The organism is Pectobacterium parmentieri, from assembly GCF_001742145.1.
Taxonomy (GTDB): Bacteria; Pseudomonadota; Gammaproteobacteria; order Enterobacterales; family Enterobacteriaceae; genus Pectobacterium; species Pectobacterium parmentieri.
In genome coordinates this window covers 1,472,504-1,496,933 of the sequence record NZ_CP015749.1, presented here as the reverse complement: position 1 = coordinate 1,496,933, position 24,430 = coordinate 1,472,504, and the positions used below count along the sequence as shown (strand labels likewise).

Sequence of the window (24,430 nt, the reverse complement as noted above, 5' to 3'; positions counted from 1 at the left end):
TGCAAAACGGTTTCTTAATGTAAGACTGTTTTTCTAGTGCAAGACAATCTGTTTTTGCTCTATCGAGTGAATCTGTACTTTTATCATTTCACTCACCGGATCTTCCGGGCACTGTTCAACAAAATAGTTGAGATCAGACAGTGCAATATGGTCACAATCCAGTTGAGCATAAATCAGGCCGCGATCGCGGATTTCATAGGGATCGTCCGGGTCAAATTGCAGCACCGCTTCGCTGGCTCGCAACGCCAATTCCATCTGTTTTTCTTCCATCAGCGCGACTTTCAACGTATCGAGCATTTTACGCACGATCATGACATTCTCCGCTTCATCCAGATCTTCATCCAGCAAACGGGTTGACGGGCCGATGTTACCTTTCAGCCAAACTTCCAGCACATGCTCACTCAGCGTATCGCCATTAAGTGGATTGATCAGCCACATTTCTTCGTCGAGCCAGTCGGCACGCAGAATCAACTGCGTCGGGAAAATCACCGGCATTAGCGGCAGGCCAAGTTCGTTTGCGATATGCAGGAAGATGATGCCAAGTGACACGGGCATGCCCTGACGAGATTCCAGTACCTGATCCAACCATAGTGCATCAGACAAGCGATAAACACCGCCGGCACCGCCAAATCCCCAGGTGTGATAAAACAGCTCAATCAGTTTTTCAAGCTGAAGATCTTGCTCAAGGTCGTCAGGAATAACAGTTCGGGCGCTCTCAACCAACTGTTGCAGATTTTGCCGCACATCCTGAGCGGGAAAGTCGCGGCGAATAGCCTGTGAAACCAACACGACACCATCACTTAGCAGTGACTGGTTGAATTCAAAATCAGCAATAGCACTCATAATTATTCCATCAGCAACGGTGATTGGGTCAGTGCTAGCAGCACGACCACACCAAAGCATATTAAAGCAGATACAAACGCTAGCCAGCGAATTTTCTGGCTACGGGGGCGTTTCCCCAAGGCGATAGCGCCAAGAAGGATATAAATGATAACGCCAAACAGTTTTTCCGTCAGCCAGCTTTGCTCAGGCGTAAACGGATAAGTGTGACTCTGAATGATTAAACCAATACCGCTGATCAATAACAAGGTATCGTTAATATGCGGCAGAATTTTAACCCAGCGCTGTTGCAGTAGGGGGGATTGCCGACACAGCCAGAAAAAACGGATGACAAACAGGGAAATACTGATGCCAATCGTTGCCAGATGCAGATATATCGTGGCTGGGTAAAGAGTTATCACGTCCATTGCTCCTAATAATTGATGGTATTCAACCAGCGCCCTAACGACACCCGGTCATTGCCACCATAGTCCTGACAAGTTTCTAGTTGTGTAAATCCTCGCGCCTGCAATAGCTGGCGCACCGCATCACCCTGCTGCCAGCCATGTTCCAACAGCAGCCAGCCACCAACCTCTAAATAGTGCGGAGCAGATTCAATAATGATGCGTAAATCCGCTAACCCGTTGTCGGCAGCAACCAGAGCACTGGCAGGTTCAAAGCGAACATCCCCCTGCGACAAATGCACATCATCGGCATCGATATACGGTGGGTTGCTGGCGATAAGCGCAAAACGCCTGTGTTCAAGTGGAGAGTACCAACTTCCGGGCAAGAAACGGGCGTTGTCGAGCCTCAATTGCTGGGCATTTTTCGTCGCTAACGCCACAGCCTCCGGTTGCAGGTCGACACCCATCACCTGGCAATCGTGTCGTTCACTGGCAATCGCTAACGCGATCGCGCCGGTTCCAGTGCCTAAATCCAACACATCACACGGCGTTTTAGGCAGACGCAACAACGCTTGCTCAACCAGACATTCGGTATCAGGGCGAGGAATCAGCGTAGCAGGCGAAACAACCAGAGGTAGCGACCAGAATTCGCGCACGCCGATCAAATAGGCGATCGGTTCCCCCAGCTCACGACGCGCCAGCAGTTCGGTTAGCTGCTGCTGTTCTGCGGCGCGTAGCTCAGTTTCACCAAACGCCAACACGAATGTACGAGACTTACCGGTTACAAAGCCCAGCAAAATTTCCGCATCTCGCTTTGGGCTTTCTCCCGCCGCGAGTTGCGCCGTCGCAAAAGCTAGCCAATCCTGATAGGTCATTATTCCTGCTCGGACAACGCGGCAAGCTGATCGGCCTGATATTCCTGCACGACCGGTTGGATCAGCGTATCCAGTTTTCCTTCCATCACCTCATCCAGACGGTAAAGCGTCAGGTTAATGCGGTGATCGGTCACCCTTCCCTGCGGGAAGTTATAGGTACGGATACGGTCTGAACGATCGCCGCTGCCAAGCAGATTGCGACGGGTTGACGCTTCTTCCTGCTGACGTTTATGGATTTCTGCCGCACGAATACGTGCGCCTAACACAGACAACGCTTTAGCTTTGTTCTTGTGCTGTGAGCGTTCATCCTGACACTCCACGACAATACCGGTTGGCAAGTGAGTAATACGGATGGCGGAGTCGGTGGTGTTAACGTGCTGACCGCCCGCGCCAGAAGAGCGGAAGGTATCGATGCGTAAATCAGCAGGATTAATGTCCGGTAATTCGGCTTCCGGCACTTCCGCCATGACGGCGACGGTACAAGCTGACGTATGAATACGTCCCTGAGATTCCGTAGCAGGAACGCGTTGCACGCGATGGCCGCCAGATTCAAACTTAAGTTGGCCATACACACCATCGCCGGAGATTTTGGCAATGACTTCTTTGTAACCGCCATGCTCACCCTCGCTGGCGCTTACAACCTCGACGCGCCAGCGGCGTGATTCGGCATACCGGCTGTACATACGGAACAGGTCGCCAGCAAAGATCGCCGCTTCGTCACCACCGGTTCCCGCGCGCACTTCAAGAAAACAACCGCGCTCATCGTCAGGATCTTTCGGCAACAATAGGACTTGAAGCTGCTGCTCCAGTGCTTCAATCGTCGCTTTGCCCTCTTTCAATTCTTCCTGCGCCATATCGCGCATTTCTGGATCGTCCAACATCATTTCTGCGGTCTGTTGATCCTCTTGCGCCTGCTGCCATTGCTGGAAACAACGGGTAATGTCCGTAAGCTGCGCATATTCTCGCGACAACGCGCGAAAGCGATCCATATCAGCGATGACGCTGGGCTCACCGAGTAACGCCTGGACTTCTTCATGGCGTTCTTGTAACGCTTCCAGTTTAGCAACAATAGAAGGCTTCATGCGGGCGGTTAAATCCTGTAATAGAGATGAATGCTAGTCCAGCCCAAGGCTGTCACGTAAAATTTGTAACCGGTTTTGGTCGCCGTCACGAGCGGCTTGCTGAAGGGATTTGGTCGGCGCGTGAATCAGACGATTGGTTAAACGGTGTGTCAATTCTTGAATCACCGCTTCAACGTCATTGCCTTGTTGGATGGCAGCCAATGCCTTAGCTGTCATTTCTGCGCGCAGCTCATCGGCCTGAGCGCGATAATCGCGGATCGTTTCCACCGCTGACTGCGCACGCAGCCACGCCATGAAATCGGAGCTTTCTTGCTGCACGATGGATTCAGCCTGCACCGCCGCCGCTTTGCGCTGCGCGAGATTATGCTGAATGATCGCGTGCAAATCGTCCACACTGTAGAGATAAACGTTCGGCAATTTACCGACTTCCGGCTCAATATCACGTGGAACCGCGATATCTACCATCAGCATTGGCTGATTCCGCCTCGCTTTCAGCGTCCGTTCCATCATTCCTTTTCCGATAATCGGTAGCGTACTCGCCGTTGAACTGATCACGATATCGGCATGAACAAGTTGTTCATCCAGCTCTGCCAGCGTGATGACCTCAGCCCCTACTTCCGTTGCCAGCACCTGTGCGCGTTCACGGGTACGGTTCGCTATCAACATCTTTTGTACGTTGTGCTCACGAAGATAACGAGCCACCAATTCAATGGTCTCTCCGGCGCCTACCAACAGCACAGTGACATCCGACAGTGACTCAAAAATCTGCCGCGCTAGCGTACATGCAGCGAACGCCACCGACACCGCGCTGGCACCGATATCCGTTTCTGTACGAACACGCTTGGCCACGGTAAAGGACTTCTGGAACAGCCGCTCCAGCTCGCTGGACAGAGAATGTCCACGCTGTGATTCGGCAAACGCCTTCTTAACCTGCCCTAAAATCTGTGGTTCGCCTAACACCAAAGAATCCAGACCGCTGGCAACGCGCATGAGATGGCTGACCGCTGCGTTACCCTGATGCCAATACAGGCTGTCGTTAACCTCTTCCGGGCGCAATTGATGGTATTCACACAGCCAACGAATCAACTGCTCGCGCTGGTTTTCCTGTTCGTCAACGCTGAGATAGAGTTCCGTGCGATTGCAGGTAGACAGCACAACGCCGCCCTGCACCAGCGGTTGCTGTAACAGACTGTCGAGGGCCACTCCGAGTTTATCTTGTGAGAACACAACGCGTTCACGCAGAGAAACGGGGGCGGTTTTGTGATTAATACCAAGCGCAAGCAGGGTCATTAGGCTGTTTCTGAGTAATACCGGTCTTAGTATGGATTTCGTTTGAGTCGCATTCTACTTGATGCAGGGGTGCAAGAAAAGCGACAGCACGTGATACACCTCGTCTGAGGTATACACTTTTTGACAAAAAACAATAAACACCATTAACGAATAACAATCATTGACGCTGAGCGGTAAGCCCGTTAGCGTGACGTATTTCACGAATGTCTTCATTTACAGGATACGATCGACATGCCAACCAAAACCGTCCGATGCCTGCGTTTACTGCCTTTAGCCAGCGTATTGCTCGCCGCCTGTAGCATTAATCAACCTACCCAAACGGGGACAAGCGCGACGTCGCCAGAGTGGCAACAGCATCAGCAAAAGGTACAGCAACTCAGCCAATATCAGACACGTGGCGCTTTTGCCTATATCTCCGATAGCAAAAGAGTATCGGCTAACTTTTTCTGGCAGGACACACCGCCACAGCGTTATCGACTGCTGCTGACCAACCCACTCGGCAGCACTGAATTAGAACTGAGAGCCCAACCTGACGGCGTGCAAATCACCGACAATCAGGGCAAGCGTTATGTGGGTGAAGATGCCGAATATATGATCCAGCAACTGACCGGTATGGCGATCCCACTGAATAATCTGCGCCAATGGATACGTGGTATACCGGGCGATGCCACTGAATTCACACTAGATGAACGCTATCTGCTGAAAACCATCACCTATCGACAGGGCAATCAAAACTGGAATGTCAGCTATCAGAGTTACAACACCGAGCTAACGCCCCCTCTCCCAACCAGCCTGGAATTAGTTCAGGGTGAACAGCGTATTAAGTTGAAAATGAATAACTGGATGGTTAAATAAGCAATGCAACCGACGGTTACCGAGACATGGCCTGCCCCCGCCAAACTGAATCTATTTCTTTATATTACGGGCCAGAGACAGGACGGGTATCACCTGCTGCAAACGCTATTTCAGTTTCTGGATTACGGCGACACTCTGACGATTCGGCCGCGTGATGACGATCAGATTAACCTGCTTACCCCCGTGGACGGTGTCGATAACGAGCAAAACCTGATCGTTCGCGCCGCACGCTTACTACAGCAGCAGCACGGCGATCGCCCTACCCATTTTGGCGCAGACATCAGCATCGATAAGCGCCTGCCGATGGGCGGTGGGCTAGGCGGAGGGTCATCCAATGCGGCCACCGTCTTGGTCGCCCTTAATCATTTGTGGCAAAGCGGCCTGAGCGTTGATTCGTTGGCCGAATTGGGGCTACAACTGGGGGCGGATGTTCCCGTGTTTGTTCGTGGACATGCCGCCTTTGCCGAAGGTATCGGCGAACAGTTAACGCCAGCAAATCCACCAGAAAAATGGTATCTGGTGGCGCACCCTGGCGTGAGTATCGCCACCCCGTTGATTTTCGGCGATCCGGAGTTGACGCGAAATTCGCCAATTCGTGATTTAGAGTCTTTATTAAACCAGACCTTCGTCAATGATTGTGAAGCTATCGCAAGAAAACGTTTTCGTGAGGTTGAACAGCTACTTTCATGGCTGCTAGAATACGCCCCGGCGCGCCTGACTGGAACGGGGGCTTGTGTGTTTGCAGAGTTTGACACCGAGTTCGCAGCCCGTCAGGTGCTTGACCAGGCCCCGGAATGGTTAAACGGTTTTGTCGCGCGAGGCGTTAACGTCTCTCCGCTACAACGTAAGCTTTCTGGGCAACGTTAGGTTTTGCTACACACCGGCTGCCGTGCGGCCAGTCTGTAGCAAACTTAATTCATACACCCGTATGCATATTGTACCTGTTGCTCTTCCCTGCCTGACAGGTACAATATTTCTCTGGACGCAAGCCTGAGGTTCTTCTCGTGCCTGATATGAAGCTTTTTGCTGGTAACGCCATCCCGGAACTAGCACAACGTATTGCCAACCGTTTGTACACTAGCCTTGGCGACGCCGCTGTCGGTCGTTTTAGCGATGGCGAAGTCAGCGTGCAAATCAATGAAAATGTACGCGGTGGTGATATTTTCATCATCCAGTCCACCTGCGCACCCACCAATGACAACCTGATGGAATTGGTTGTCATGGTTGATGCTCTGCGTCGCGCGTCTGCGGGACGTATTACCGCCGTTATTCCCTACTTCGGCTATGCCCGTCAGGATCGTCGCGTGCGTTCCGCACGTGTGCCAATCACCGCGAAAGTTGTTGCTGACTTCCTATCCAGCGTCGGTGTTGACCGTGTTCTGACCGTTGATCTGCACGCTGAGCAGATTCAAGGGTTCTTCGATGTGCCAGTAGATAACGTCTTCGGTAGCCCGATCCTGCTGGAAGATATGCTGCAACAGAATCTGGAAAACCCAATCGTGGTTTCTCCTGACATCGGTGGCGTTGTACGTGCCCGTGCAATCGCTAAACTACTGAACGATACCGACATGGCGATCATTGACAAGCGCCGTCCACGTGCCAACGTTTCTCAGGTGATGCACATCATCGGGGATGTCGCGGGTCGTGACTGTGTGCTGGTTGACGATATGATCGACACTGGCGGCACGCTGTGCAAAGCGGCGGAAGCGCTGAAAGAACGTGGGGCTAAACGTGTATTCGCTTATGCCACACACCCAATTTTCTCAGGCAATGCTTACGAGAACATCAAGAACTCTGTTATTGATGAAGTGATTGTCTGCGATACCATTCCGCTGGCAGAAAACATTCGTGCACTGCCGAATGTTCGTACATTGACGCTGTCTGGTATGTTGGCCGAAGCGATTCGTCGTATCAGCAACGAAGAATCCATTTCTGCGATGTTTGAACATTAATCGCTGCTGATCGGGTAGCCGATCGCAGAAGATGATGATGGAGCCACCTGTAATAAGGTGGCTTTCTTATTTCTACCGTTTTTATCGCTATAAAAAACAAAAAACCGCCATAGCAAGACTATAGCGGCTCTACTGTTCAATGTTTATTAACACCGATGACTTGATTAACGGTTATGGGTGGCGTTGACTGCGGCAGCGCTTATCAAAGTGTTTAATCCACCAGTAACGGTCTGCGATTTCCTCTCGCCCGCTAACACGCGCCCCCACCAACCAAAATATTGCGCCAGAAAAAATACCGACCAGATCGATATAAGTCATATATTCAGGGACATTCAGTTTCGGGAACTGACTGGCGATAGTGAAGGCAAAACCGCCAACCATCAGAACCATACCGAGCCCCATCAGCACATTACCCAATGTTGTCACGTTTTTACGTTTCATCTGCCACCTCCAGATTAATTCTGTGGATGAACCGGAGCGTCATTACCGTTCACTGTCTTATTATTGATGTAATTATAGACAATGATGCGTTTAGGTGGTTGCGGTAGGGATCACAGATAAAAGGAATGATTAATATTTTTTTACGTTTAAATAAGTAAACAGACAAAAGACACAATAATCACCAAACTAAACAAATAACAATATTTTTACATTCCAACATCGCAATTTTGCTATCTATCACGCGGTGTGTAAACTAGCGCCTCATTATCACGCGACTCTGTGTCAGTTTAAGCACGTAATCTGGAATATACCGTGAGCAGCATTAAATTAATTGTCGGCCTGGCGAATCCCGGCGCTGAATATGCCGCCACCCGCCATAATGCGGGCGCCTGGTTTGTCGACTGTCTGGCTGAGTCTTACCGTCAGTCGCTAAAAGAAGAAAACAAATTTTTCGGTTACACCGCCCGTCTAAATCTGGCGGGGCAAGATGTGCGCCTGCTGGTTCCCACTACATTCATGAACCTGAGTGGAAAAGCTGTTGCGGCAATGGCCACTTTCTACCGCATCCAGCCTGATGAGATCCTGGTCGCACATGATGAACTGGATTTATTACCGGGGATTGCCAAACTTAAACTGGGCGGTGGACACGGCGGTCACAACGGACTGAAAGACATCATCAGTAAATTAGGTAATAACCCGAATTTCCATCGTTTACGCATCGGCATTGGCCATCCAGGTGATAAAAGCAAAGTGACAGGTTTTGTGTTGGGCAAGCCACCGATGAGCGAGCAGACGTTGATCGACGGCGCCATTGACGAAGCCGTGCGCTGCACTGAAATTCTGATGAAAGAAGACATGATCAAAGCGATGAACCGTTTGCATGCTTTCAAAGCGGTATAATCTGGTCAGAATGCGGATGGCAGATCGAGATAAATCGCCATTCCGTGTATAATCGGCCGAAATATTTCCATTCTGACAGGCAAAAGAAAGTAATTGCCTGATTAATAAGTTATTTAAGGTGATATAAACATGGGATTCAAATGCGGTATCGTTGGGCTGCCTAACGTCGGTAAATCCACTCTGTTCAATGCGTTGACCAAAGCCGGCATCGAAGCGGCCAACTTCCCGTTTTGTACCATCGAGCCGAACACTGGCGTAGTACCGATGCCCGATCCACGTCTGGACAAACTGGCTGAAATCGTTAAGCCACAGCGTATCCTTCCTACCACTATGGAATTTGTGGATATCGCCGGTTTGGTAAAAGGCGCGTCCAAAGGTGAAGGATTGGGTAACCAGTTCCTGACCAACATCCGTGAAACAGAAGCCATTGGCCACGTTGTTCGCTGCTTTGAAAACGACAACATCATCCACGTCAATAATAAAGTTGATCCGGCTGATGACATCGAAGTCATCAACACTGAATTGGCATTGTCTGACCTCGACACCTGTGAACGCGCCATTCATCGCGTGCAAAAAAGAGCCAAAGGTGGTGATAAAGATGCTAAAGCTGAGCTGGCCGCGCTGGAGAAATGCCTACCACAGTTAGAAAATGCGGGCATGCTGCGCTCGCTGGATTTAAGCGATGATGATAAAGCAGCCATCCGCTACCTGAGTTTCCTGACGCTGAAGCCAACGATGTACATCGCCAACGTTAACGAAGATGGCTTCGAGAATAACCCGTATCTCGATAAAGTACGTGAAATAGCTGCTGCTGAGGGTTCTGTCGTCGTAGCCGTCTGTGCCGCCGTTGAATCAGACATTGCAGAGCTGGATGATGCTGACCGTGAAGAATTTATGGCTGAGTTAGGTCTGGAAGAACCCGGTTTGAACCGCGTTATTCGCGCTGGCTATGAACTGCTGAACCTGCAAACCTACTTCACCGCTGGCGTGAAAGAAGTTCGTGCATGGACAATCCCTGTCGGCGCGACTGCCCCACAAGCCGCAGGAAAAATTCACACCGACTTCGAAAAAGGCTTCATCCGCGCACAAACTATCGCCTACGACGACTTCATCACCTACAAAGGTGAACAAGGTGCAAAAGAAGCTGGGAAAATGCGTTCAGAAGGCAAAGAGTACATCGTAAAAGATGGCGATGTAATGAACTTCCTGTTCAACGTCTAATTTGACTTTGTTGTCTCATGCGATTTCAAAGCATCTCGTAAAGACTAACAAACCCTTTAAAATCCACGCAGTTGCGTGGATTTTTGTGTTCATAGCATCTCACATGACCTCATGGTGTATTACTAAAATGAGTTATGACACTTCTGGACGTCAAAAATATCGAGGCTGTGATTAAATCGTGTGATTGTCTGTAGTAGATTAATAAAAAAGGTAAGCACCCAGTCAGCATCGTCTGGTTTACATCACTTTCCCGGCGGCCTTGAATGCAGGCACGCCAGACACCTTCTCAATCAGTTTCAGTTCGTCACCTGCGCCGCACTAGTTACAGAACCACGTTCCTCCTCCCCTTCTCGCCAAAGTGGAAACGGTCACATCCGCCGCACACCGGGCAGGGCTTCACTGGATGATAACTACTAAAAACGCTCCCTAGCACTAAAACCTGTTTCTCAAGCAATCGCCAGCTCAATCATCTCGAAGACTTTTTTCGCACCGGCGTTGGATTGGGTCAGCGTGATTTTCTGTTTTTTCCCATCTTTTAGCCAGAGAGTGATTTGCTTATTCAACGCACCTGAAAAAGTGACCCTCTCAATATTACTGAACCGTGTGAAGAATTTCTCTTCATCCTCAAACATGCCCGGTAAACAATAGATAGCTCCATCGGTTAACACTACGCCACGATCGCCCTTTCCTATCAGTGTTTCATCAAAGTAAACAAGGACATCTTCTTTCTTAAGAGGCGGCAATTTTCCTGTGGTGGCAACAGCCTGAATAAAATTACCGATTTTTTTATCATTCAGTCCATCGTAACGATAAAAGTGGTGATCTTTGTGCGTTGCGTAGCGCTGTTCTTTTTCATGATTCAACCGGTTGACGAGCTGTTCATCAGCAGTGGTGCTTAATTTAGCCAGTGAACCGGTTAACGATGCCCCCACAGCTCCAGCTCCGGGAACGATCGTGGAAGTGACCACCGTTTGGGTAACGTTGCGCGTGTAGTCGGCAACGACGGTTCCTCGCGCGGTGGTGTATCCGCTCACCGATTGGGGAAGTTTCGCGGTCGTTTTTACTAAGCTCATCTGGAATGCAGCACGCAGCGAGGCGACAATTGACGCAAACAACAGCACAATCATCGGTACAGATAGCAACATAACGGAGAAGAGAAACAGACTATGTTTTGGCGTATCCGAACGATCGTTGATACGCACGGAACATCCCACTGCCGCGAAAAAGTAGACAATTCCGCATCCTATAGTCAGCAACATATTGTTGTTGCCGTAATAATTAGACTGATAGATGACAGGAATTAAGAGGCTTGCATATAGGGCAGCGCTCAACAGAGCATCCGGCAGCAAATTCCGAATGCTCTCAAATGCCCTCGCGATGTTGTAAAATATCCAGCATACTAGGATTATCCAGCCAATAACGGGGATTGCAGCGGCGATTGCCATCAAAATGACGCTTACAACGATCCCGCCCAGAATACCCGCAAGGTGCCCTTCCGATGCCAGATAGTAAATAAAAAACAGAAGTGCAAAACCAATCATCCCGGGCACAACAAGAAAAATAGCTTCCGGTATGAAAAACACGCCAGCCCAAACAGCTAACAACAACAAAAAGCAGAGGCCTGGTCCGGCATTCTGCGCTTTCACCGTTACATCCGTATAATTGGTCATACCGCCGTTCACCCTATTGTTTACTCGCGTTTATACGCTATTGCTATCACCATGAGTTGTTTTATTTAACTGTAAGACGCAGTAACTCCCCACAAGGAATTCCCCTCAAGGGTAATAACCCTCAAATTGTCTTTGTAGGATTCCGATGAGAATTTCTGTCGAAGATGCCGTCTTAAACGGTTGCTTGCAGCCGTAACGATAAGATTCATAACCGGTTCACTGGCTGTGAGCATTCGAAAAAATATCCATCATCTCAACCCTGTTTAGATCATCAAGGTGTGCAACCTGCTCATCTAGAAAGAAGGAACCACCAAGTGTTCAGGTTCTCGGCCGGGCAATATCCTGATGCAGGGTAGAAATTTATGCTTCACGTTCTTCATCGGTTTCAGGACGCCTCGAGCGTCTTGCCTTTGACATCTACTTGTCATCCTGCTGCGGCATCAGCATTTTTCACGACATCATATAAGGAATGGTAAGAGTCCACAATTTTTGTCAGGCCCTTAATATTGACCCAGCACATAATGCGATATAAAAAAGGCCACATTCCCCTTTGTGCCGACGCACCTTCACGTTACGCATTGAGTTCTAGGTAACTCTACGGACAGGTTGCGTTTGAATATGTGGCAGTACATATCAGGTAAATGGCTACGGCAACGCAGTCATGTCGGCGACATTAGTCCAAAATGGATAATCAGGTGTTGTGGTAGCTAGCCTTAGATGAACACGTAAGTCAAAGTAAGTACACTGATGAGTATAAAAATGAAAAATAAATAAACTATTTATCAAATAATTAAATACGAAGTTACGACTAAAGGTCTAATTTTTTTCTGCTGTCTCATGCGATCTCATGAAAACTAATAAACCTCATGAAATCCACGCAGTTGCGTGGATTTTTCTTTGAAAAATCACCGGTTATGCCGGAGAATATTTTTTAGCGAATGAATAAACAATTTGTAGCCATGTTTTTACCCTAACAATGGCGTGCGTGTTTCTTTTGGTAGTTCCGGTTTCAATCGTTCTGGCGCTATTTGGCAAACCATACCTGCGATAAGTCCCATCATTGACTCTTTATGAAATGCTTCCCACTGCCCTATTTCATCCACAATTGCTATTACATCACCAAGTGCATAAGGCTGCGAAAAATAGACCCGCTCGAATACCGCTCTTTCAAGAGAGTCGCAATTGATGACGTTAATAGCACGGGAGCTCGTAATATAAATATCGGGGTTTTTACTGATTTTTTTACTTTCAGTATAATTATTGATCGTATACAACCGACGAAGACGGTTATTACCTTGATAGGATGAGACATTACGCAAGTCCGCAAAGGTCAGAACTTGCTCATCGCTCATAATTTTTATCACTCCTGCCGGAGGATTACTTACATTTTCTTTCTTCAGTTGGCTGGTGCAGCCAGCCAGTAAGGCTAATACAGCAAATAGCCCAAAAGACTTAATCATTTCTCGCTCCCTATCAGGTCAGGGCGCAGAGACAGTAAAATTTCATCAGTCACATTACCTTGTACCGAGCATAGTAATTGCGCTTTATCTCCGCTGTCGCTTAACAAAGCAAGTTTCTCCACACTTCCCTTCGCTGGCGCAATACCGCTTGCAGCCCCAGAATTAAGTTTCCACATCTGGTCTCCGGGACGTTTTATCATAGGATTAGCGAAATACTCATCCCCCGCTTTTTGCCAATTTACTTTGGATAACGCAGCAGCAACCTCTGCGGCTGAACTGTCAATAATCAAACCCCAGAAGTAGTATTTGCCCATTGCTTCTAAATCATTCTGGCGCATGAAATAGCCAGAAAGCACTAAGTTGCCAGATTTTACTGGTTGGGAGAACCAGGTAACGTCGCCTCCATTTTTTGGAGGGGCAAACCAGGCTCGATGTTGGCTATCAGTCTTTAGCAGAGCAGATCCGATGAATGCTTTTTGCTGGACATAAAGTTCGCTGAAGAAACGATTATCACAATGCAATAAACTTTCCTGAAGAGATTCTGCCTGCACTGACCCCATCACGCTTAATGTCAGCAAGGTGAGCGGAAAAACCACACGTTTCATAAAGTATCCTTACCATTTAAATAAAATCATAACATTAGACCGATTTTCAGATTATTTTAAATATCAGAAAACACAAGCAAGTTGACAGGGATCGTGAAAAACGAGCATATAATAACATTACAGTTGCTATTTTCGGAAAAACGCCAGAAATTGACTGTAATTTATACTGCACAGTTTCTCGATGCTAACGTTCCCTCTGAAAGCACCATTCTCAGGATCGATATCAACCCGTTTCCTAGTGGTGCCAAGAAGCGACAGAACGCCCTCATCTGCAAGAATGATGAGCCCGTAGTCATTCTTTGTATTTACGTTGAGGTTGATGATAACAGTTTATTGCTCGAGCAGTGTTTTCGTGGACTTCTTCTTAACGAAAATAAGATTGCATTATTGTATGGTCAGCATGTTCACCTATTCGACACCATATCGCATGAAGTAAAAAGCATATATTTTCACGATTATGTTGGTCATCTGTCCCCCATTCCAGACATCGATTCTGGCGTGTGGGAACCATTCCGACTGTCACTCAACACAGGCCATGTTATTCATCCAATCGAATAATAAAACGCCACATTATGTGTCTGCTGTCTGGTACTTGTACCCACCAACTACTCATGCAGTAAAACGAATACGCGTAGACCTTCAGCACATCTATTCCCGCTAATACACTTAAAGGGCGCAGGCTTGAGGAGTCGAGCTTTATGACCGAGATGCCGATTACCGTGACCGTGGAGCGCGGGAGACTGGTGATTGAGACCGAGATTAATCTCTGACGACGCACACGATAAACAGCAGATAAAATAAAACCGGAAGGATCGTTGGGATGTTTCCGGTTTATTATTATTTCTGGCTAAATCTGTTTATCCATCCATCTTCCGTAAATAGCTCACCAGATAATCCATCGCTTATTTCACCAACATTAACATCTGACACAAGTATATTTTTATCTTCATCCTCTTCAAACATAAATAGAAAGTTAAATATTGTATTATCAATACTCTCGGCAACTAAATATTTAATTATGTTTTTTTGTTCTTCGTCAAACCCTGACAATAAATCATGTAACTCTATGCCTTTTTGTGACTTCAGTGTACCTAATTGAATTTTTTCGAACTTATCAAGCGAACGGTCACGAACCATACGCATGGTTGCAGAACCAAAATCATCCAATATATCTTTATCAGTCATAGCTGTACCCTATTTGTACCAAGAAATAGCAGAAAAGATCATTAAGATCACTTTTATTTTAGTAACTAACATAAAAATCCGGAGGCACTTACGAAAAAATAAATCATTCGTATTTCGCACATTCCGCAAGCAAATCTTTCAAAACATTTTTTGCGGTTAGTGTAGGGGAATTTATTTCATTTGGAGACATAAATATAGCAAGGTCTACTGCATCTTCGATCAGTTGTGGTAACAATTCGTCAAGTATCTCGTCAAGAGATATTTCTTTTAATTGCAGACCATCCCAATTACCCTCGGCACTAATTCGAGCATATTCTTTTGCTGGCCAGAGTGGAAGGTAGGTTCTACCATTGTCATCCTCACTGGTGACATAGCCATCGTCATCACCTAAAGTCCATACTGACTCCCAATCGGCTACACGCTTAATGAAATAGATATACCGATCTTTCGCAGGCTTACTGGACATAACTTCAATTTCTTTAGCCGAAACTTTCATTTTAATTCCTTAGCAATCTAACCCACGTTTGTTTTACATTTATTACTAACTCTGAGTTTATTTTTTCTTCCTCCCCCATCGTAACAATGCTGAGAACAATGTTGTTCACGAATCTGAGGCTCAGAATAATTGTAACCACATCCTTTTGCTGGTTCATATCCTCTCCGGTGTGCTAAATCATATCGGAGAAAATTTCGAATTGTTTTTCGACGCCCACTAGCAATCATATTCATATCCTGCGTGACCCAGCCTCTAATATGACCAGGCTGTTTAGGATCACTCGCCAATGCCCTCGAACGTGCTTGTTTGCCAGCCGTGTAAAGGATCAACCCACCCTAGCGGATTCGGCGCATACTGATAAAGATTCAGTCCCCCAGCCAGCCCTATCGGGTCTTGTGCAACAATCCAACCGTCTGGTGAATCGTACTATCTTTTTCAGCCGTAAGTGACTTTCATCCAGTCGTCATAAAAGAGTTGGGATTTATGACCGGCATGCCGATAACCGTTACCGTTGAGCGGGGCAGGCTGGTGATTGAGACCGAGATTAATCTCTGATCGTTGTAATAAACAACAAGTAAGAAATAGCCGGAAGGATCACGAAGATCGCTTTCGGTTTTGTCATAAGAGCGTTATAAAAAAGTGAATCCGAAAAAATTATGTGGATCTAAACATAAGTGTCTATCAATGAGTCCTTCTCGATAGTTCAACGTTAGAATTCCGAATGATTCAGATTGATTAGTCACCGAAACAACCGTTATTTCTTGCTCTGTTTTAAACAATTGAGCGTAGATAGACATCAAAGAAAACTTGTCATCTTCATCAAGATCAAACCATATTTCTATTTCAGTAACACTATTCGCATGAATAAATCCAAAATCATCAATGCACACCTCAAATTTCATGTTATTGAAAATAAAATACACACGACCGTACATGGGATGAAATACTGAAGGGCTTTCGGAGTCAACATACCCAGAGACAATAACATCAATAATCGGCTCATTAGTAAGAGAATTAATAAAATTTTTCATGTAATGCCCTCTCTATGGAGATAATATAACCCCAAGATCCATACCTTTTCTTGACTCAATGAGCGTTACGAACTCTTCTACTCCATCAGATAATTTTTTGGATATATATGTCATCCATTCACCTCTATATATTTCCATAAGAGGCTGTCCCTTTTTAATAGTATCCTGACCGACATGAATTAACTTACCGCTATCATTTATTTTTAATCATTATCCATAGCAAAATCAAAGGCCTCTTTAACGCGAGGGGTTTTTTTATTTACTGAAAGAAAATCAGGATCATTTAATAATTCCTCTAATTTATTTTTCCCAATAACATCTTTGATGTCGGATAGCATAATATCAAGATCTGAAACAGGATCCTTTATATGATTTGAAAGATCTAAAGATAGATACCAATCTTTTAAAGTCCCCAATGCTCTATCAGGTGATACATGAAGCATTATTTCAAATGCGTTTAATTGAAAGACCCTGATTTTTATCAAATTTTCAAGAATAGAGATATATTCGTCAGTTATGTTATTTAAGATAAAGAGATCTTTTTCATTCTGATCTCTTATATCTTTCCATAAATTATTATATGCACGTTCAAACTCACGTAATGAATCAATTAACATTTTCCTACCCTACCTCTATTTTTTATATCTTGTGGGCTAACATTATCCTTGATCTTCCAATCCATTACCCCGCCTTTAGTCTTTCCTTTTAGCTCTACATTTTTATTTTTAGTATCAGCATAGTAATCAGCCCCCAAAGCCCCTGTGCTGCGTTTTATTGCATCAGGGTTTTTAGTATCCACTTTTACAGAAGTCACACTTATCCCACCACGGGTATCTATAGGATCAAACTTAAAACCATTTTTGATAAAATCTTTATATTCGGCCTTCGACATGAAACGCCGAACTATCCCTGGATTTTTAGGAACTCCATTAACGACTCCACTTCCATTAAGCCCCAGCGGATCGATCCATGTAAGCGGGTTCGGCGCATACTGATAAAGATTAATCCCCCCGCCAGCCCTATCGGGTCTTGTGCAACAATCCAACCGTCTGATGAGTCGTACTATCTATTTCAGCCGTAAGTGACTTTCATCCAGTCGTCATAATGTAAGAAATCACTCATGCTACATGGCTAAGGCACATTCTAAGTCAGATGTCACCGTAAATAAAGCAACTAAAACAGAACGTTACTATACCATGGGATACGCGCCGCATAATGGCAGGCCAACCCGCCGTCCGCCATCAACCTCAAGGGCCGCTGGCTGGCTGGAGGAGTCAGAGTTTATGACTGGGATGCCGATCACGGTTGAGCGCGGGAGACTGGTGATTGAGACCGAGATTAATCTCTGACGCCTTGAACTAAACAGCAGGTAAAAAATAGCCGGAAGGATCGTTAAGATTACTTCCGGTTTTTTATTTAGTAAATATAAGTAGTACCAACAGATGCCTTACTCTGCTTGACCATTTTTATAATTAATCCCCAACCATCATTTGTTTTTTTTCTTCCCGCAAATGTATATAAAACATCATCAGTGTATAATTTATTCCCCATCATTTCATTATCAATAAATTCAACCTGAGATATAAATATCATAGGTTCTTCATTGATGAACCTCCAACTTGCATCATACAGCCAAATCGGTGGTTCTTTCATATAGTGAAACTCGTTATCAAGAACAGTTTTCATCCACTTCTTTACATTTGCAGGTACTTTATCTATCCAATCAATATTAGGCGTAGGTAATCCTGATTCCTTGTAAAGATTGAATATTTTATTTACAAATTGCCCAGCCTCTTCATGAGCCACGCCAGCAGCGTAGTTCTTTTCTGCCACATCAGATAATGCAGAACTGAAAACAATATATTCTTGATTCATAAAATCACCATGAGTTTACGCCTTTAATTACTTCTAATAGCTCCATCCCCGGGTGCCTATAGGGATCCATATCTACGTGTTACCAAGGATCAACCTCAGACAGATTACTCTTATTGTGGACATTAGGGCCACCAACTCGCTGAGGGATATTGGTATGATGTAATTCATAAGGAATATCTCTAGTCTCTGTGGCTCCAGTTTTATTTATTCTAACTTTTGCAGTTATCTTCGGGGCATTACCCCGAGCCATTTCCGCTATATTTCTTGGAGAATATATTCCTGAAGGATTTTTTAACTCACTCTTTGCAACGTCCTTCCAATAATCCTTTTTAGCTGCACTCCAACACTTTAATCCTAACGGGTCGATCCACGACAATGGATTAGGCGCGTAAGCATACAGGTTATCTCCCCCCGCTATCCCTATCGGGTCTTGTGCAACAATCCAACCGTCTGATGAGTCGTACTATCTATTTCAGCCGTAAGTGACTTTCATCCAGTCGTCATAATGTAAGAAATCACTCATGCTACCGCCTATCCACGTGGTAGTTAATCATGGCTAAGGCACATTCTAAGTCAGGCGTCACCGTTAATAAAGCAACCAAAGCAGAACGTTACTACACAGTGGGATACGCCCCGCATAACGGCAAGCCCAATCCGCCGTCCGCCATCAACCTCAAGGGCCGCTGGCTGGCTGGAGGAGTCAGGGTTTATGACTGGGATGCCGATCACGGTGACGGTTGAGCGCGGGAGACTGGTGATTGAGACGGAGATTAATCTCTGACGCCGCACATCAAGGAATAAACAGCGGATAAAATAAAGCCGGAAGGATCGTTGGGATAACTTCCGGCTTTTTTGATTAAATTAATATATCATCCACGCACTCTAGTATCTCTTCAGTTGAGGTCGATAAATTATTCTTCCCCCTCCATTCTTTCAACAAGTCTAAATTCAAATTTATGTTTTTCCTTTTTGAATAAATATAAATATCACTCATGGAAAATATTGCATCGAATTTATTTTCATAAGAAATGCTTTCACAAAAAACGTTAAACAACGTGCTCCATAGCTCTTCAATTACTTCAGTATTAGCTATTAGCTTGTTATTATAACTTGATGAAAATAAGTCTCGAATCGAGCCTATCAGTTCATACATGTTCGGTTCTTCATTCAACAAAGAGATTTTTATCTCCTTTGTTTTTTCTATTAAAAAACAATCATATTTCAGTGACATTAGGGAACCCCCGGAAAACTCGTTGGTTTATTAATTGGTATATGGACATCATTGATTATTGATGGATTGTAATGAGGACTGCTGGGATTAAAAATTCCGGGAGGATGATAAGCTCCATTTATATCCATACTCCTCTTGCCATCAAATACCCTAACAACCCAACCTTGACTGGCATTTGATCCAGCCGGGGCTGAAGAATCGATTCCATGAATACGAACCCTTGAGGTACTCCCTCCAGAATTTGTCCACTTATATTCATATCCATAATCACCAGAATAACCTTCTGGAGGAGTCAATTTACGGACTCTAGCATTCTCAGGAATTGCTATAAGATCTGTTCCATCTGGCTTTTTAATTGTATTGCCAGACAATGAACACTTACTTAAACCCAGCGGGTCGATCCATGTGATTGGATTCGGCGCATACTGATAAAGATTAATCCCCCCCGCTAGCCCTATCGGGTCCTGACTGACAAACCGGCCCGCGTCTGGATCATAGTATCTAAACCGGTTGTAGTGCAAGCCTGTTTCCGCGTCAAAATACTGCCCTTGATAGCGCAACGGTTGGTGTATCGGCTCAGAATGCGGCACTTCAACCTGCTCCACCCGCACTGTGTTGCCCCACACCCGGTATTCTGCACGCCAGACCAGGCCCCCGTCCTGACCCGTCATCTCACGCGGCAGGCCGGAAACGTCGTTGTGATACCAGTATACCTGCGCCTCGTGCTCCGTTTCCCCCTGCTGTAGGCTCACCTGCGCCAGCGGCGCAAAGCCCTCATCTCCGTAAATCCACAGATGATGACGCGAGCCACAAATTTCACTCAGCAGACGGTTCCCGTCCCAGATGAAGTGCGTTATACCGAAGGTATCGCGCTTCCAACTGCGGCGGCCAAAGGCGTCGTAACCGTAAGTCGTGCGCTGAGCCGTACCGTTGCGTGTGCTGATCGCTTCCGCCAGTTGGTGCTCCGCGTTCCAACTGAACTGCTGCACTGTATGTCGGCCAATATGCTTTTCGGCAACGTTGCCAAAATTGTCATACTTCCAGCGCTTGTCCTCAAACACCTGCAATCTGTTATCCGGCAACGGCTGTGCCTGAGCGCTGCTCAGCAGATTATGCGCCGGGTCAAAGGCGAATCGCTCATCGCCTGACCGTGTCAGACGCCCCAGTGCGTCGTACTCGTAACGGTGGTCGCCAGTGTATTTGTCCACCATCTGCATCAGTTGCCCGTCGCGCCGCCAGACGTAATCGCGTGCCACCGTAGTCTTCCCCTCGCCTCCGGCACGCTGGCTCACCAATCTCCCCATCTCATCGTGCACGTAGTCGCTAGTGATGGCACCTTGCGTTCGACGCACCTCCCGGTGCAACGTGTCACGTTCGCTTTCGCTGATGACCCGACTGCCGAGATTGACCTGAAGACGATGGCCGCTGCCGTAATAGAAGTGCTTCAGCTCGTGGCCGTCCGGCAACCGGGTGTGTGTGCAATTGCCCAGTTCATCGTACTGATAGCTCAGTTCATGGCTGACGCCACGCGTCAGGGTGCGCTCAGCCGTCAACTGCCCAGCATCGTCCCACTCCAGCTCTACCCGGCCACCGTGGTTAACGCCAGCGATGAGACGACCGAGCGCATCATAGCCATAGCGGGTCCGTTGCCAACGGGCATCACCGCTGCGTGCCGTCAATTTTTCCAGCAGTCGTCCGGCGGCATCTCGCTGGTAACGGGTGCGGATACCCGGCCCACGGCCGTCACCGTCCTCCGTGCGAGCCTGTAGATAGCCGCCGTCATCGAATTCATAGCGTGTCGTGTTGCCGTCAAAACCACGTTCGCACACTAGATTATCCCGCGCATCGTAACTGAAGGTGTGGCGGGCACCGTTTTCATTGATGAGCGCCGTCAGGCGGCGCGCGTGGTCGTACTCGTAACCGACCTGGTGCCCCAGTGCATCCGTGCGTGTCAGCGGCAGACCATCAGCCGCTAGTGTCCATCGCGTAATCTGTCCCTGGGCATCATGCCAGGCTGTCAGCCGCTGCCAGCGGTCAAACTCTGCCCGCTCGGTGCTGCCGTCTGCGTACACGACGCGCTGTGGCTGGCCATCACGACCGTGATACAGGGTGGTATGATGACCTGCGGCATCGGTTTGTTGCTTCAGCCAGCCGTATTTATCGTACTCAAACGTGGTGATGCGCCCAGAACAGTCAGTATGACTGACCAGAAAATCAGCACTATTCCAGCACAGTTGCTGCACGCCCGCCGCAGCGTCGCGGATGCGCACCAGATTGCCCCGATCATCATGGTTGTATTCTGTGATGCGGCCTATCTCATCCATCATGCGGATAAGATTACCCGCGATGTCATAGTGATATTCGCGCGTTCCGCCCAGCATATCGGTAACACGTACCGGAAGATTCCAGCGTTCGTGATAGTCGAAACGCGTGGTCTGCCCGTCTGGCTCGCTCACCGCCGTGCAGTTACCCCGCTCGTCGTAGCGGTAACGCGTTATGCGCCCAGCTTGATCGGTGAGTTGTATCATCTGGCCGCGCATGTTGCGCCGAATGCGGATATAACCGCCCATCGCGTCCCGGTAGCCGATCAGTTCCTGATGATCATCAACGTCGTAATGCGTCACGCGCCCCAGCACATCCGTGACGGTGGTACTGTTGCGACCATATTCGAAGCGCCATTCACCACCGAGACTGTCGCGATGCGCCAGCACCTTGCCGTCGGGGGTATGTTTGTCGTAATGATAGAAGCACGCTATTTCGCCCGCGCGACGGTGTGCCACCATCATGTGATTGCGATAGCGGAACTCGCGCAGCACGTCACCCTGTTCATTGCGTACCGCAATGAGGTCGCCCTGCGGCGAGTAGTCATAGCTACAGAGTTTTTCTACGTTGAGAGGCTCGGACGGATGGCATACGCTGACGCCGGTAATACGATCCACCGCGCTGCCATCGGCCAGACTGATCTGGGTAATGTGGATGTGGAAGTTGCGACCGGCGCTGTCTTCAACCTGGACGGGCAGATGCTGTGCATTGTAGTACAGCGTCAGGCGATTGTTGTGGCGGTCACCGATCGCTGAGAGCAGCCAGCGTCCCGTGCCGACCCGATGGGCAAAGTGCCAGTGCTGCCCACCGTCAGCGCTGGAAATACAGAATTCACCCGGTTGAGGTTGGGATAATTCAAGCTGTTCGTAGCGATGCAACTGCGGCTCATGACCGAGTTGCGGATAGGGGAAAGCAATCTCGCGCCCCTGCTCATCAATGAGCACCAACTGCTGATTGTGTTGACGCACTTCCTGAGAAAATGGCAGCGACCAGCCCTGCCCCAGCCAGCCATTGCCGATCTCGTCGGAGAAGTAGTAACGCTGCCAGTTGAGCGGCACAGATGCCGGGAAGGAGAAATCGTTGTCTTCCATCTCAAACAACAGCTTGATACCCAGCAATGGATTGACCGGACTACCAATCGCCATATCCACCTGCGGCAACGGGCTTTGTGGGATTTTGCACGGCTCGGTATTTTTCTGCGTATGGCCTTTATCGCTACCGCCTTTTTCACTGCCGGCTTTCTTGGCCTTAATGGCCCCACCGGTTTCTTTTTTTATCGCCTTGCTTTCCGCTTTCGCAGCCGCCTTTTCTGCCTGCGTTACACCTTCGTTTACCACTTTTTTACCCGCTTTCGCCGCGTCTAGCGCTTTACCCGCTTTCGCCGCCAGCTTGCCCGCTTTGAAAGCCGCTCCCCCGCCCGGAACAAAGTTAGCGGCAGCGGATGCCGCCGACAGCGCCGCATTGCCGTAATCACCTTCGGCGGTATAAATGGCAGCATTGGCCCCATCCGCAACGGCACCGATAATCGGCACCGCACCTAATACATCCAGGCCGGTATGCACCCAATCACCATAGCGACTCCACCAGGTTTTCTGTTTCGGCGGGTTGGCACTACCCGCCGAAACATGGCCCTGTGGTGCAGGTGCATACTGTAATTTACCAATCGTGTTTCCTGTTGCCATTGGCACTCCATGCGAAAAAGTCGCTTATTAATAAGGTTAAAAATTTATGACTGAGATTTTTAAATACGGAGTGACGGCCGTGGTATAAATGCGTGAAAGAGAATTTAATTATTCATTTGTTTTTTAATAGCGAGTGTTATGGTGACATGCAATGAATAAATTCATTGCATGTCACCATAATTATGCTTAAGGAAACTATTGAATCCGTGAAGTGAAATATTTATCACTATTGATATTTATCGTTAATGATGAGGATGACCACCTTTTTGTTTAGCTAACTGAAGGATCTCCATCAATTTCTTGTGAGTCGCACCGGTATCACCATTATTTCGCGTTATGACATAATCAAGCTGTCGCATAAATGACCAACCTGTATTGGTCTCAACAATATTAGGATTAGCACCATGATTTAATAACCACTCGACAGTATCTAATTGCATTCCATCCAGTGCATACATAAGTACCGATCTTCCTAAACTATCACCTTGATTGATATCACCGCCTCTCTCCACCATCAACTTGAGCGTTGATAAAGTATTATCAGAAGCAGCACGATAGAATACTGGACGTCCCATAATTTTTGCATTTGCACTCATTCCACCATCCAACAGTGCTTGCATGTAAATTGGGTATGGCGATGTTGCCAAGACTTCAGCAACACTTCCCATATTGGGGACCTGCTGCAATGGATCTGCACCGTCTTTTATCAATTGGGTAATGATCAATAGCTGGTAGGTTTTTCGACTTTTCGCAATCTGTAGGGCATAAAAAAGCAGAGTCATATCTTGCTTTCCAGCTTGGTTAAGATTGGTGTAAAAAGCAAGAGAAGTCACTGCCGTTAAGTCACCTTTCTCGATGGCTTGCGCAAGTGTAAGTTGCTCTCCTGAGAAGAAACTCTCCGGCGGATAAAATCTCATTGCTGATCCCGATGAGGAAAACAAATAACAAAGAGTGACAATAATAAATTTGGATAAATTTCTCTTCATTTTCTATCCTATAAAAAACCTCGTACAATACCTGTATTATAATTAATT

Annotated in this window: 28 protein-coding genes and 5 pseudogenes; 10 read left to right on the top strand and 23 right to left on the bottom strand. The window is 47.3% G+C overall.

Annotation, left to right across the window (positions count from 1 at the left end):
- Positions 1-33 precede the first annotated feature (33 nt).
- The 5 genes from sirB1 to hemA are packed head-to-tail and all read right to left on the bottom strand — an operon-like array spanning position 34 to position 4,470.
- Positions 34-843 carry an invasion regulator SirB1 gene (gene sirB1, locus A8F97_RS06620; protein WP_014700049.1) on the bottom strand — a complete coding sequence of 270 codons (810 nt, stop codon included), beginning with the start codon at positions 841-843 and terminating at the stop codon, positions 34-36.
- Between the two features lie 2 nt (positions 844-845).
- Positions 846-1,247: a SirB2 family protein gene (locus A8F97_RS06615; protein WP_033071523.1), complete on the bottom strand. Its 402-nt coding sequence runs from the start codon at positions 1,245-1,247 to the stop codon at positions 846-848.
- A gap of 5 nt (positions 1,248-1,252) precedes the next feature.
- The gene (gene prmC / locus A8F97_RS06610) at positions 1,253-2,098 is read right to left on the bottom strand and encodes a peptide chain release factor N(5)-glutamine methyltransferase (RefSeq protein ID WP_033071524.1); all 846 of its coding nucleotides are present in this window, start codon (positions 2,096-2,098) and stop codon (positions 1,253-1,255) included.
- Complete coding sequence (gene prfA, locus A8F97_RS06605; RefSeq protein ID WP_014700051.1) at positions 2,098-3,180, bottom strand: peptide chain release factor 1; 1,083 nt, start codon at positions 3,178-3,180, stop codon at positions 2,098-2,100. Before prfA ends, prmC begins: the two co-directional genes overlap by 1 nt.
- 33 nt (positions 3,181-3,213) lie before the next feature.
- Positions 3,214-4,470 (bottom strand): glutamyl-tRNA reductase, encoded by a 1,257-nt coding sequence (gene hemA, locus A8F97_RS06600; RefSeq protein WP_014700052.1) that lies wholly within the window; start codon positions 4,468-4,470, stop codon positions 3,214-3,216.
- A gap of 231 nt (positions 4,471-4,701) precedes the next feature.
- Between hemA and lolB the strand changes: the two genes are divergently transcribed.
- From lolB to prs, 3 genes are all read left to right on the top strand, one after another.
- Positions 4,702-5,325 (top strand): lipoprotein insertase outer membrane protein LolB, encoded by a 624-nt coding sequence (gene lolB, locus A8F97_RS06595; protein ID WP_033071525.1) that lies wholly within the window; start codon positions 4,702-4,704, stop codon positions 5,323-5,325.
- A 3-nt stretch (positions 5,326-5,328) separates the two neighbouring features.
- Positions 5,329-6,192, top strand: coding sequence for a 4-(cytidine 5'-diphospho)-2-C-methyl-D-erythritol kinase (ispE, locus tag A8F97_RS06590; protein WP_025920419.1), 864 nt, complete (start codon positions 5,329-5,331; stop codon positions 6,190-6,192).
- A 137-nt stretch (positions 6,193-6,329) separates the two neighbouring features.
- Positions 6,330-7,277 carry a ribose-phosphate diphosphokinase gene (gene prs, locus A8F97_RS06585; protein WP_005968468.1) on the top strand — a complete coding sequence of 316 codons (948 nt, stop codon included), beginning with the start codon at positions 6,330-6,332 and terminating at the stop codon, positions 7,275-7,277.
- A gap of 171 nt (positions 7,278-7,448) precedes the next feature.
- On the opposite strand, the gene ychH is transcribed toward prs, so the two are convergent.
- Complete coding sequence (gene ychH / locus A8F97_RS06580) at positions 7,449-7,718, bottom strand: stress-induced protein YchH (RefSeq protein WP_014700055.1); 270 nt, start codon at positions 7,716-7,718, stop codon at positions 7,449-7,451.
- A gap of 312 nt (positions 7,719-8,030) precedes the next feature.
- Here ychH and pth point away from each other — a divergent pair, with 312 nt between their 5' ends.
- Complete coding sequence (pth, locus tag A8F97_RS06575; RefSeq protein WP_014700056.1) at positions 8,031-8,618, top strand: aminoacyl-tRNA hydrolase; 588 nt, start codon at positions 8,031-8,033, stop codon at positions 8,616-8,618.
- 129 nt (positions 8,619-8,747) lie between these two features.
- Positions 8,748-9,839 (top strand): redox-regulated ATPase YchF, encoded by a 1,092-nt coding sequence (gene ychF / locus A8F97_RS06570; RefSeq protein ID WP_005968457.1) that lies wholly within the window; start codon positions 8,748-8,750, stop codon positions 9,837-9,839.
- A 243-nt stretch (positions 9,840-10,082) separates the two neighbouring features.
- Here the strand turns inward: ychF and A8F97_RS25015 are convergent.
- The 4 genes and pseudogenes from A8F97_RS25015 to A8F97_RS06555 form a co-directional block, all read right to left on the bottom strand.
- Positions 10,083-10,230 (bottom strand): annotated as a pseudogene (locus A8F97_RS25015) (primase-helicase zinc-binding domain-containing protein); the annotation flags it as partial.
- Between the two features lie 55 nt (positions 10,231-10,285).
- Positions 10,286-11,509, bottom strand: a complete 1,224-nt coding sequence (locus A8F97_RS06565; RefSeq protein WP_033071526.1) for a hypothetical protein — start codon at positions 11,507-11,509, stop codon at positions 10,286-10,288.
- Positions 11,510-12,474: 965 nt separating this feature from the next.
- On the bottom strand, positions 12,475-12,969 hold the full coding sequence (locus A8F97_RS06560) for a surface-adhesin E family protein (protein WP_014700058.1): 495 nt from the start codon (positions 12,967-12,969) through the stop codon (positions 12,475-12,477).
- Entirely contained in the window at positions 12,966-13,574 is a 609-nt protein-coding gene (locus A8F97_RS06555) for a hypothetical protein (RefSeq protein ID WP_014700059.1), read from the bottom strand. The genes A8F97_RS06560 and A8F97_RS06555 overlap by 4 nt, the downstream gene beginning before the upstream one ends.
- A gap of 93 nt (positions 13,575-13,667) precedes the next feature.
- Here A8F97_RS06555 and A8F97_RS06550 point away from each other — a divergent pair, with 93 nt between their 5' ends.
- Together A8F97_RS06550 and A8F97_RS25135 are read left to right on the top strand one after the other, a co-directional pair.
- Positions 13,668-14,132: a hypothetical protein gene (locus A8F97_RS06550; RefSeq protein WP_014700060.1), complete on the top strand. Its 465-nt coding sequence runs from the start codon at positions 13,668-13,670 to the stop codon at positions 14,130-14,132.
- A 140-nt stretch (positions 14,133-14,272) separates the two neighbouring features.
- Entirely contained in the window at positions 14,273-14,344 is a 72-nt protein-coding gene (locus A8F97_RS25135) for a type I toxin-antitoxin system SymE family toxin (RefSeq protein ID WP_230856863.1), read from the top strand.
- 67 nt (positions 14,345-14,411) lie between these two features.
- Here A8F97_RS25135 and A8F97_RS06545 read toward each other — a convergent pair whose 3' ends face one another.
- The 4 genes and pseudogenes from A8F97_RS06545 to A8F97_RS25125 form a co-directional block, all read right to left on the bottom strand.
- Complete coding sequence (locus A8F97_RS06545) at positions 14,412-14,759, bottom strand: hypothetical protein (protein ID WP_015730525.1); 348 nt, start codon at positions 14,757-14,759, stop codon at positions 14,412-14,414.
- Positions 14,760-14,862: 103 nt separating this feature from the next.
- The gene (locus A8F97_RS06540; RefSeq protein WP_015730526.1) at positions 14,863-15,255 is read right to left on the bottom strand and encodes a DUF2750 domain-containing protein; all 393 of its coding nucleotides are present in this window, start codon (positions 15,253-15,255) and stop codon (positions 14,863-14,865) included.
- A 17-nt stretch (positions 15,256-15,272) separates the two neighbouring features.
- The gene (locus tag A8F97_RS25130) at positions 15,273-15,542 is read right to left on the bottom strand and encodes a polymorphic toxin type 8 domain-containing protein (RefSeq protein WP_157985456.1); all 270 of its coding nucleotides are present in this window, start codon (positions 15,540-15,542) and stop codon (positions 15,273-15,275) included.
- Positions 15,543-15,573: 31 nt separating this feature from the next.
- Positions 15,574-15,657: pseudogene (locus tag A8F97_RS25125) on the bottom strand (RHS repeat-associated core domain-containing protein); the annotation flags it as partial.
- 81 nt (positions 15,658-15,738) lie between these two features.
- On the opposite strand from A8F97_RS25125, the gene A8F97_RS25010 reads away from it, so the two are divergent.
- Positions 15,739-15,810, top strand: coding sequence for a SymE family type I addiction module toxin (locus A8F97_RS25010; protein ID WP_081440031.1), 72 nt, complete (start codon positions 15,739-15,741; stop codon positions 15,808-15,810).
- Between the two features lie 74 nt (positions 15,811-15,884).
- On the opposite strand, the gene A8F97_RS06535 is transcribed toward A8F97_RS25010, so the two are convergent.
- The 4 genes and pseudogenes from A8F97_RS06535 to A8F97_RS25120 all read right to left on the bottom strand — a co-directional run.
- Entirely contained in the window at positions 15,885-16,286 is a 402-nt protein-coding gene (locus A8F97_RS06535) for a hypothetical protein (protein WP_050512660.1), read from the bottom strand.
- 203 nt (positions 16,287-16,489) lie between these two features.
- Complete coding sequence (locus A8F97_RS24565) at positions 16,490-16,903, bottom strand: hypothetical protein (protein ID WP_227001591.1); 414 nt, start codon at positions 16,901-16,903, stop codon at positions 16,490-16,492.
- Positions 16,897-17,178 carry a hypothetical protein gene (locus A8F97_RS06525; protein ID WP_033071527.1) on the bottom strand — a complete coding sequence of 94 codons (282 nt, stop codon included), beginning with the start codon at positions 17,176-17,178 and terminating at the stop codon, positions 16,897-16,899. The genes A8F97_RS24565 and A8F97_RS06525 overlap by 7 nt, the downstream gene beginning before the upstream one ends.
- A 54-nt stretch (positions 17,179-17,232) precedes the next feature.
- A pseudogene (locus A8F97_RS25120) lies at positions 17,233-17,324 on the bottom strand (RHS repeat-associated core domain-containing protein); the annotation flags it as partial.
- A gap of 89 nt (positions 17,325-17,413) precedes the next feature.
- Between A8F97_RS25120 and A8F97_RS23045 the strand changes: the two are divergent.
- Positions 17,414-17,635: a SymE family type I addiction module toxin gene (locus A8F97_RS23045; protein ID WP_083255953.1), complete on the top strand. Its 222-nt coding sequence runs from the start codon at positions 17,414-17,416 to the stop codon at positions 17,633-17,635.
- Positions 17,636-17,702: 67 nt separating this feature from the next.
- Here A8F97_RS23045 and A8F97_RS06520 read toward each other — a convergent pair whose 3' ends face one another.
- Both A8F97_RS06520 and A8F97_RS25115 read right to left on the bottom strand, forming a co-directional pair.
- The gene (locus A8F97_RS06520) at positions 17,703-18,161 is read right to left on the bottom strand and encodes a hypothetical protein (RefSeq protein ID WP_069704172.1); all 459 of its coding nucleotides are present in this window, start codon (positions 18,159-18,161) and stop codon (positions 17,703-17,705) included.
- A gap of 343 nt (positions 18,162-18,504) precedes the next feature.
- Positions 18,505-18,603, bottom strand: a pseudogene (locus A8F97_RS25115) (RHS repeat-associated core domain-containing protein); the annotation flags it as partial.
- 110 nt (positions 18,604-18,713) lie between these two features.
- Here A8F97_RS25115 and A8F97_RS06515 point away from each other — a divergent pair.
- Positions 18,714-18,942, top strand: a pseudogene (locus tag A8F97_RS06515) (SymE family type I addiction module toxin).
- Between the two features lie 75 nt (positions 18,943-19,017).
- Here A8F97_RS06515 and A8F97_RS06510 read toward each other — a convergent pair.
- From A8F97_RS06510 to A8F97_RS06500, 3 genes are all read right to left on the bottom strand, one after another.
- Positions 19,018-19,392, bottom strand: a complete 375-nt coding sequence (locus A8F97_RS06510) for a hypothetical protein (RefSeq protein ID WP_033071528.1) — start codon at positions 19,390-19,392, stop codon at positions 19,018-19,020.
- Positions 19,392-23,396, bottom strand: coding sequence for an RHS repeat-associated core domain-containing protein (locus A8F97_RS06505; RefSeq protein ID WP_082218626.1), 4,005 nt, complete (start codon positions 23,394-23,396; stop codon positions 19,392-19,394). The genes A8F97_RS06510 and A8F97_RS06505 overlap by 1 nt, the downstream gene beginning before the upstream one ends.
- Before the next feature lie 242 nt (positions 23,397-23,638).
- Positions 23,639-24,382: an ankyrin repeat domain-containing protein gene (locus A8F97_RS06500; RefSeq protein WP_015730532.1), complete on the bottom strand. Its 744-nt coding sequence runs from the start codon at positions 24,380-24,382 to the stop codon at positions 23,639-23,641.
- Positions 24,383-24,430: the final 48 nt, after the last annotated feature.

Coding starts and splice junctions, on each gene's coding strand:
- sirB1 (WP_014700049.1), bottom strand. CDS start 843: ATGAGTGCTATTGCTGATTTTGAATTCAACCAGTCACTGCTAAGTGAT.
- A8F97_RS06615 (WP_033071523.1), bottom strand. CDS start 1,247: ATGGACGTGATAACTCTTTACCCAGCCACGATATATCTGCATCTGGCA.
- prmC (WP_033071524.1), bottom strand. CDS start 2,098: ATGACCTATCAGGATTGGCTAGCTTTTGCGACGGCGCAACTCGCGGCG.
- prfA (WP_014700051.1), bottom strand. CDS start 3,180: ATGAAGCCTTCTATTGTTGCTAAACTGGAAGCGTTACAAGAACGCCAT.
- hemA (WP_014700052.1), bottom strand. CDS start 4,470: ATGACCCTGCTTGCGCTTGGTATTAATCACAAAACCGCCCCCGTTTCT.
- lolB (WP_033071525.1), top strand. CDS start 4,702: ATGCCAACCAAAACCGTCCGATGCCTGCGTTTACTGCCTTTAGCCAGC.
- ispE (WP_025920419.1), top strand. CDS start 5,329: ATGCAACCGACGGTTACCGAGACATGGCCTGCCCCCGCCAAACTGAAT.
- ychH (WP_014700055.1), bottom strand. CDS start 7,718: ATGAAACGTAAAAACGTGACAACATTGGGTAATGTGCTGATGGGGCTC.
- ychF (WP_005968457.1), top strand. CDS start 8,748: ATGGGATTCAAATGCGGTATCGTTGGGCTGCCTAACGTCGGTAAATCC.
- A8F97_RS06565 (WP_033071526.1), bottom strand. CDS start 11,509: ATGACCAATTATACGGATGTAACGGTGAAAGCGCAGAATGCCGGACCA.
- A8F97_RS06560 (WP_014700058.1), bottom strand. CDS start 12,969: ATGATTAAGTCTTTTGGGCTATTTGCTGTATTAGCCTTACTGGCTGGC.
- A8F97_RS06555 (WP_014700059.1), bottom strand. CDS start 13,574: ATGAAACGTGTGGTTTTTCCGCTCACCTTGCTGACATTAAGCGTGATG.
- A8F97_RS06545 (WP_015730525.1), bottom strand. CDS start 14,759: ATGACTGATAAAGATATATTGGATGATTTTGGTTCTGCAACCATGCGT.
- A8F97_RS06540 (WP_015730526.1), bottom strand. CDS start 15,255: ATGAAAGTTTCGGCTAAAGAAATTGAAGTTATGTCCAGTAAGCCTGCG.
- A8F97_RS06535 (WP_050512660.1), bottom strand. CDS start 16,286: ATGAAAAATTTTATTAATTCTCTTACTAATGAGCCGATTATTGATGTT.
- A8F97_RS24565 (WP_227001591.1), bottom strand. CDS start 16,903: ATGTTAATTGATTCATTACGTGAGTTTGAACGTGCATATAATAATTTA.
- A8F97_RS06525 (WP_033071527.1), bottom strand. CDS start 17,178: ATGTCGAAGGCCGAATATAAAGATTTTATCAAAAATGGTTTTAAGTTT.
- A8F97_RS23045 (WP_083255953.1), top strand. CDS start 17,414: ATGGCTAAGGCACATTCTAAGTCAGATGTCACCGTAAATAAAGCAACT.
- A8F97_RS06520 (WP_069704172.1), bottom strand. CDS start 18,161: ATGAATCAAGAATATATTGTTTTCAGTTCTGCATTATCTGATGTGGCA.
- A8F97_RS06510 (WP_033071528.1), bottom strand. CDS start 19,392: ATGTCACTGAAATATGATTGTTTTTTAATAGAAAAAACAAAGGAGATA.
- A8F97_RS06505 (WP_082218626.1), bottom strand. CDS start 23,396: ATGGCAACAGGAAACACGATTGGTAAATTACAGTATGCACCTGCACCA.
- A8F97_RS06500 (WP_015730532.1), bottom strand. CDS start 24,382: ATGAAGAGAAATTTATCCAAATTTATTATTGTCACTCTTTGTTATTTG.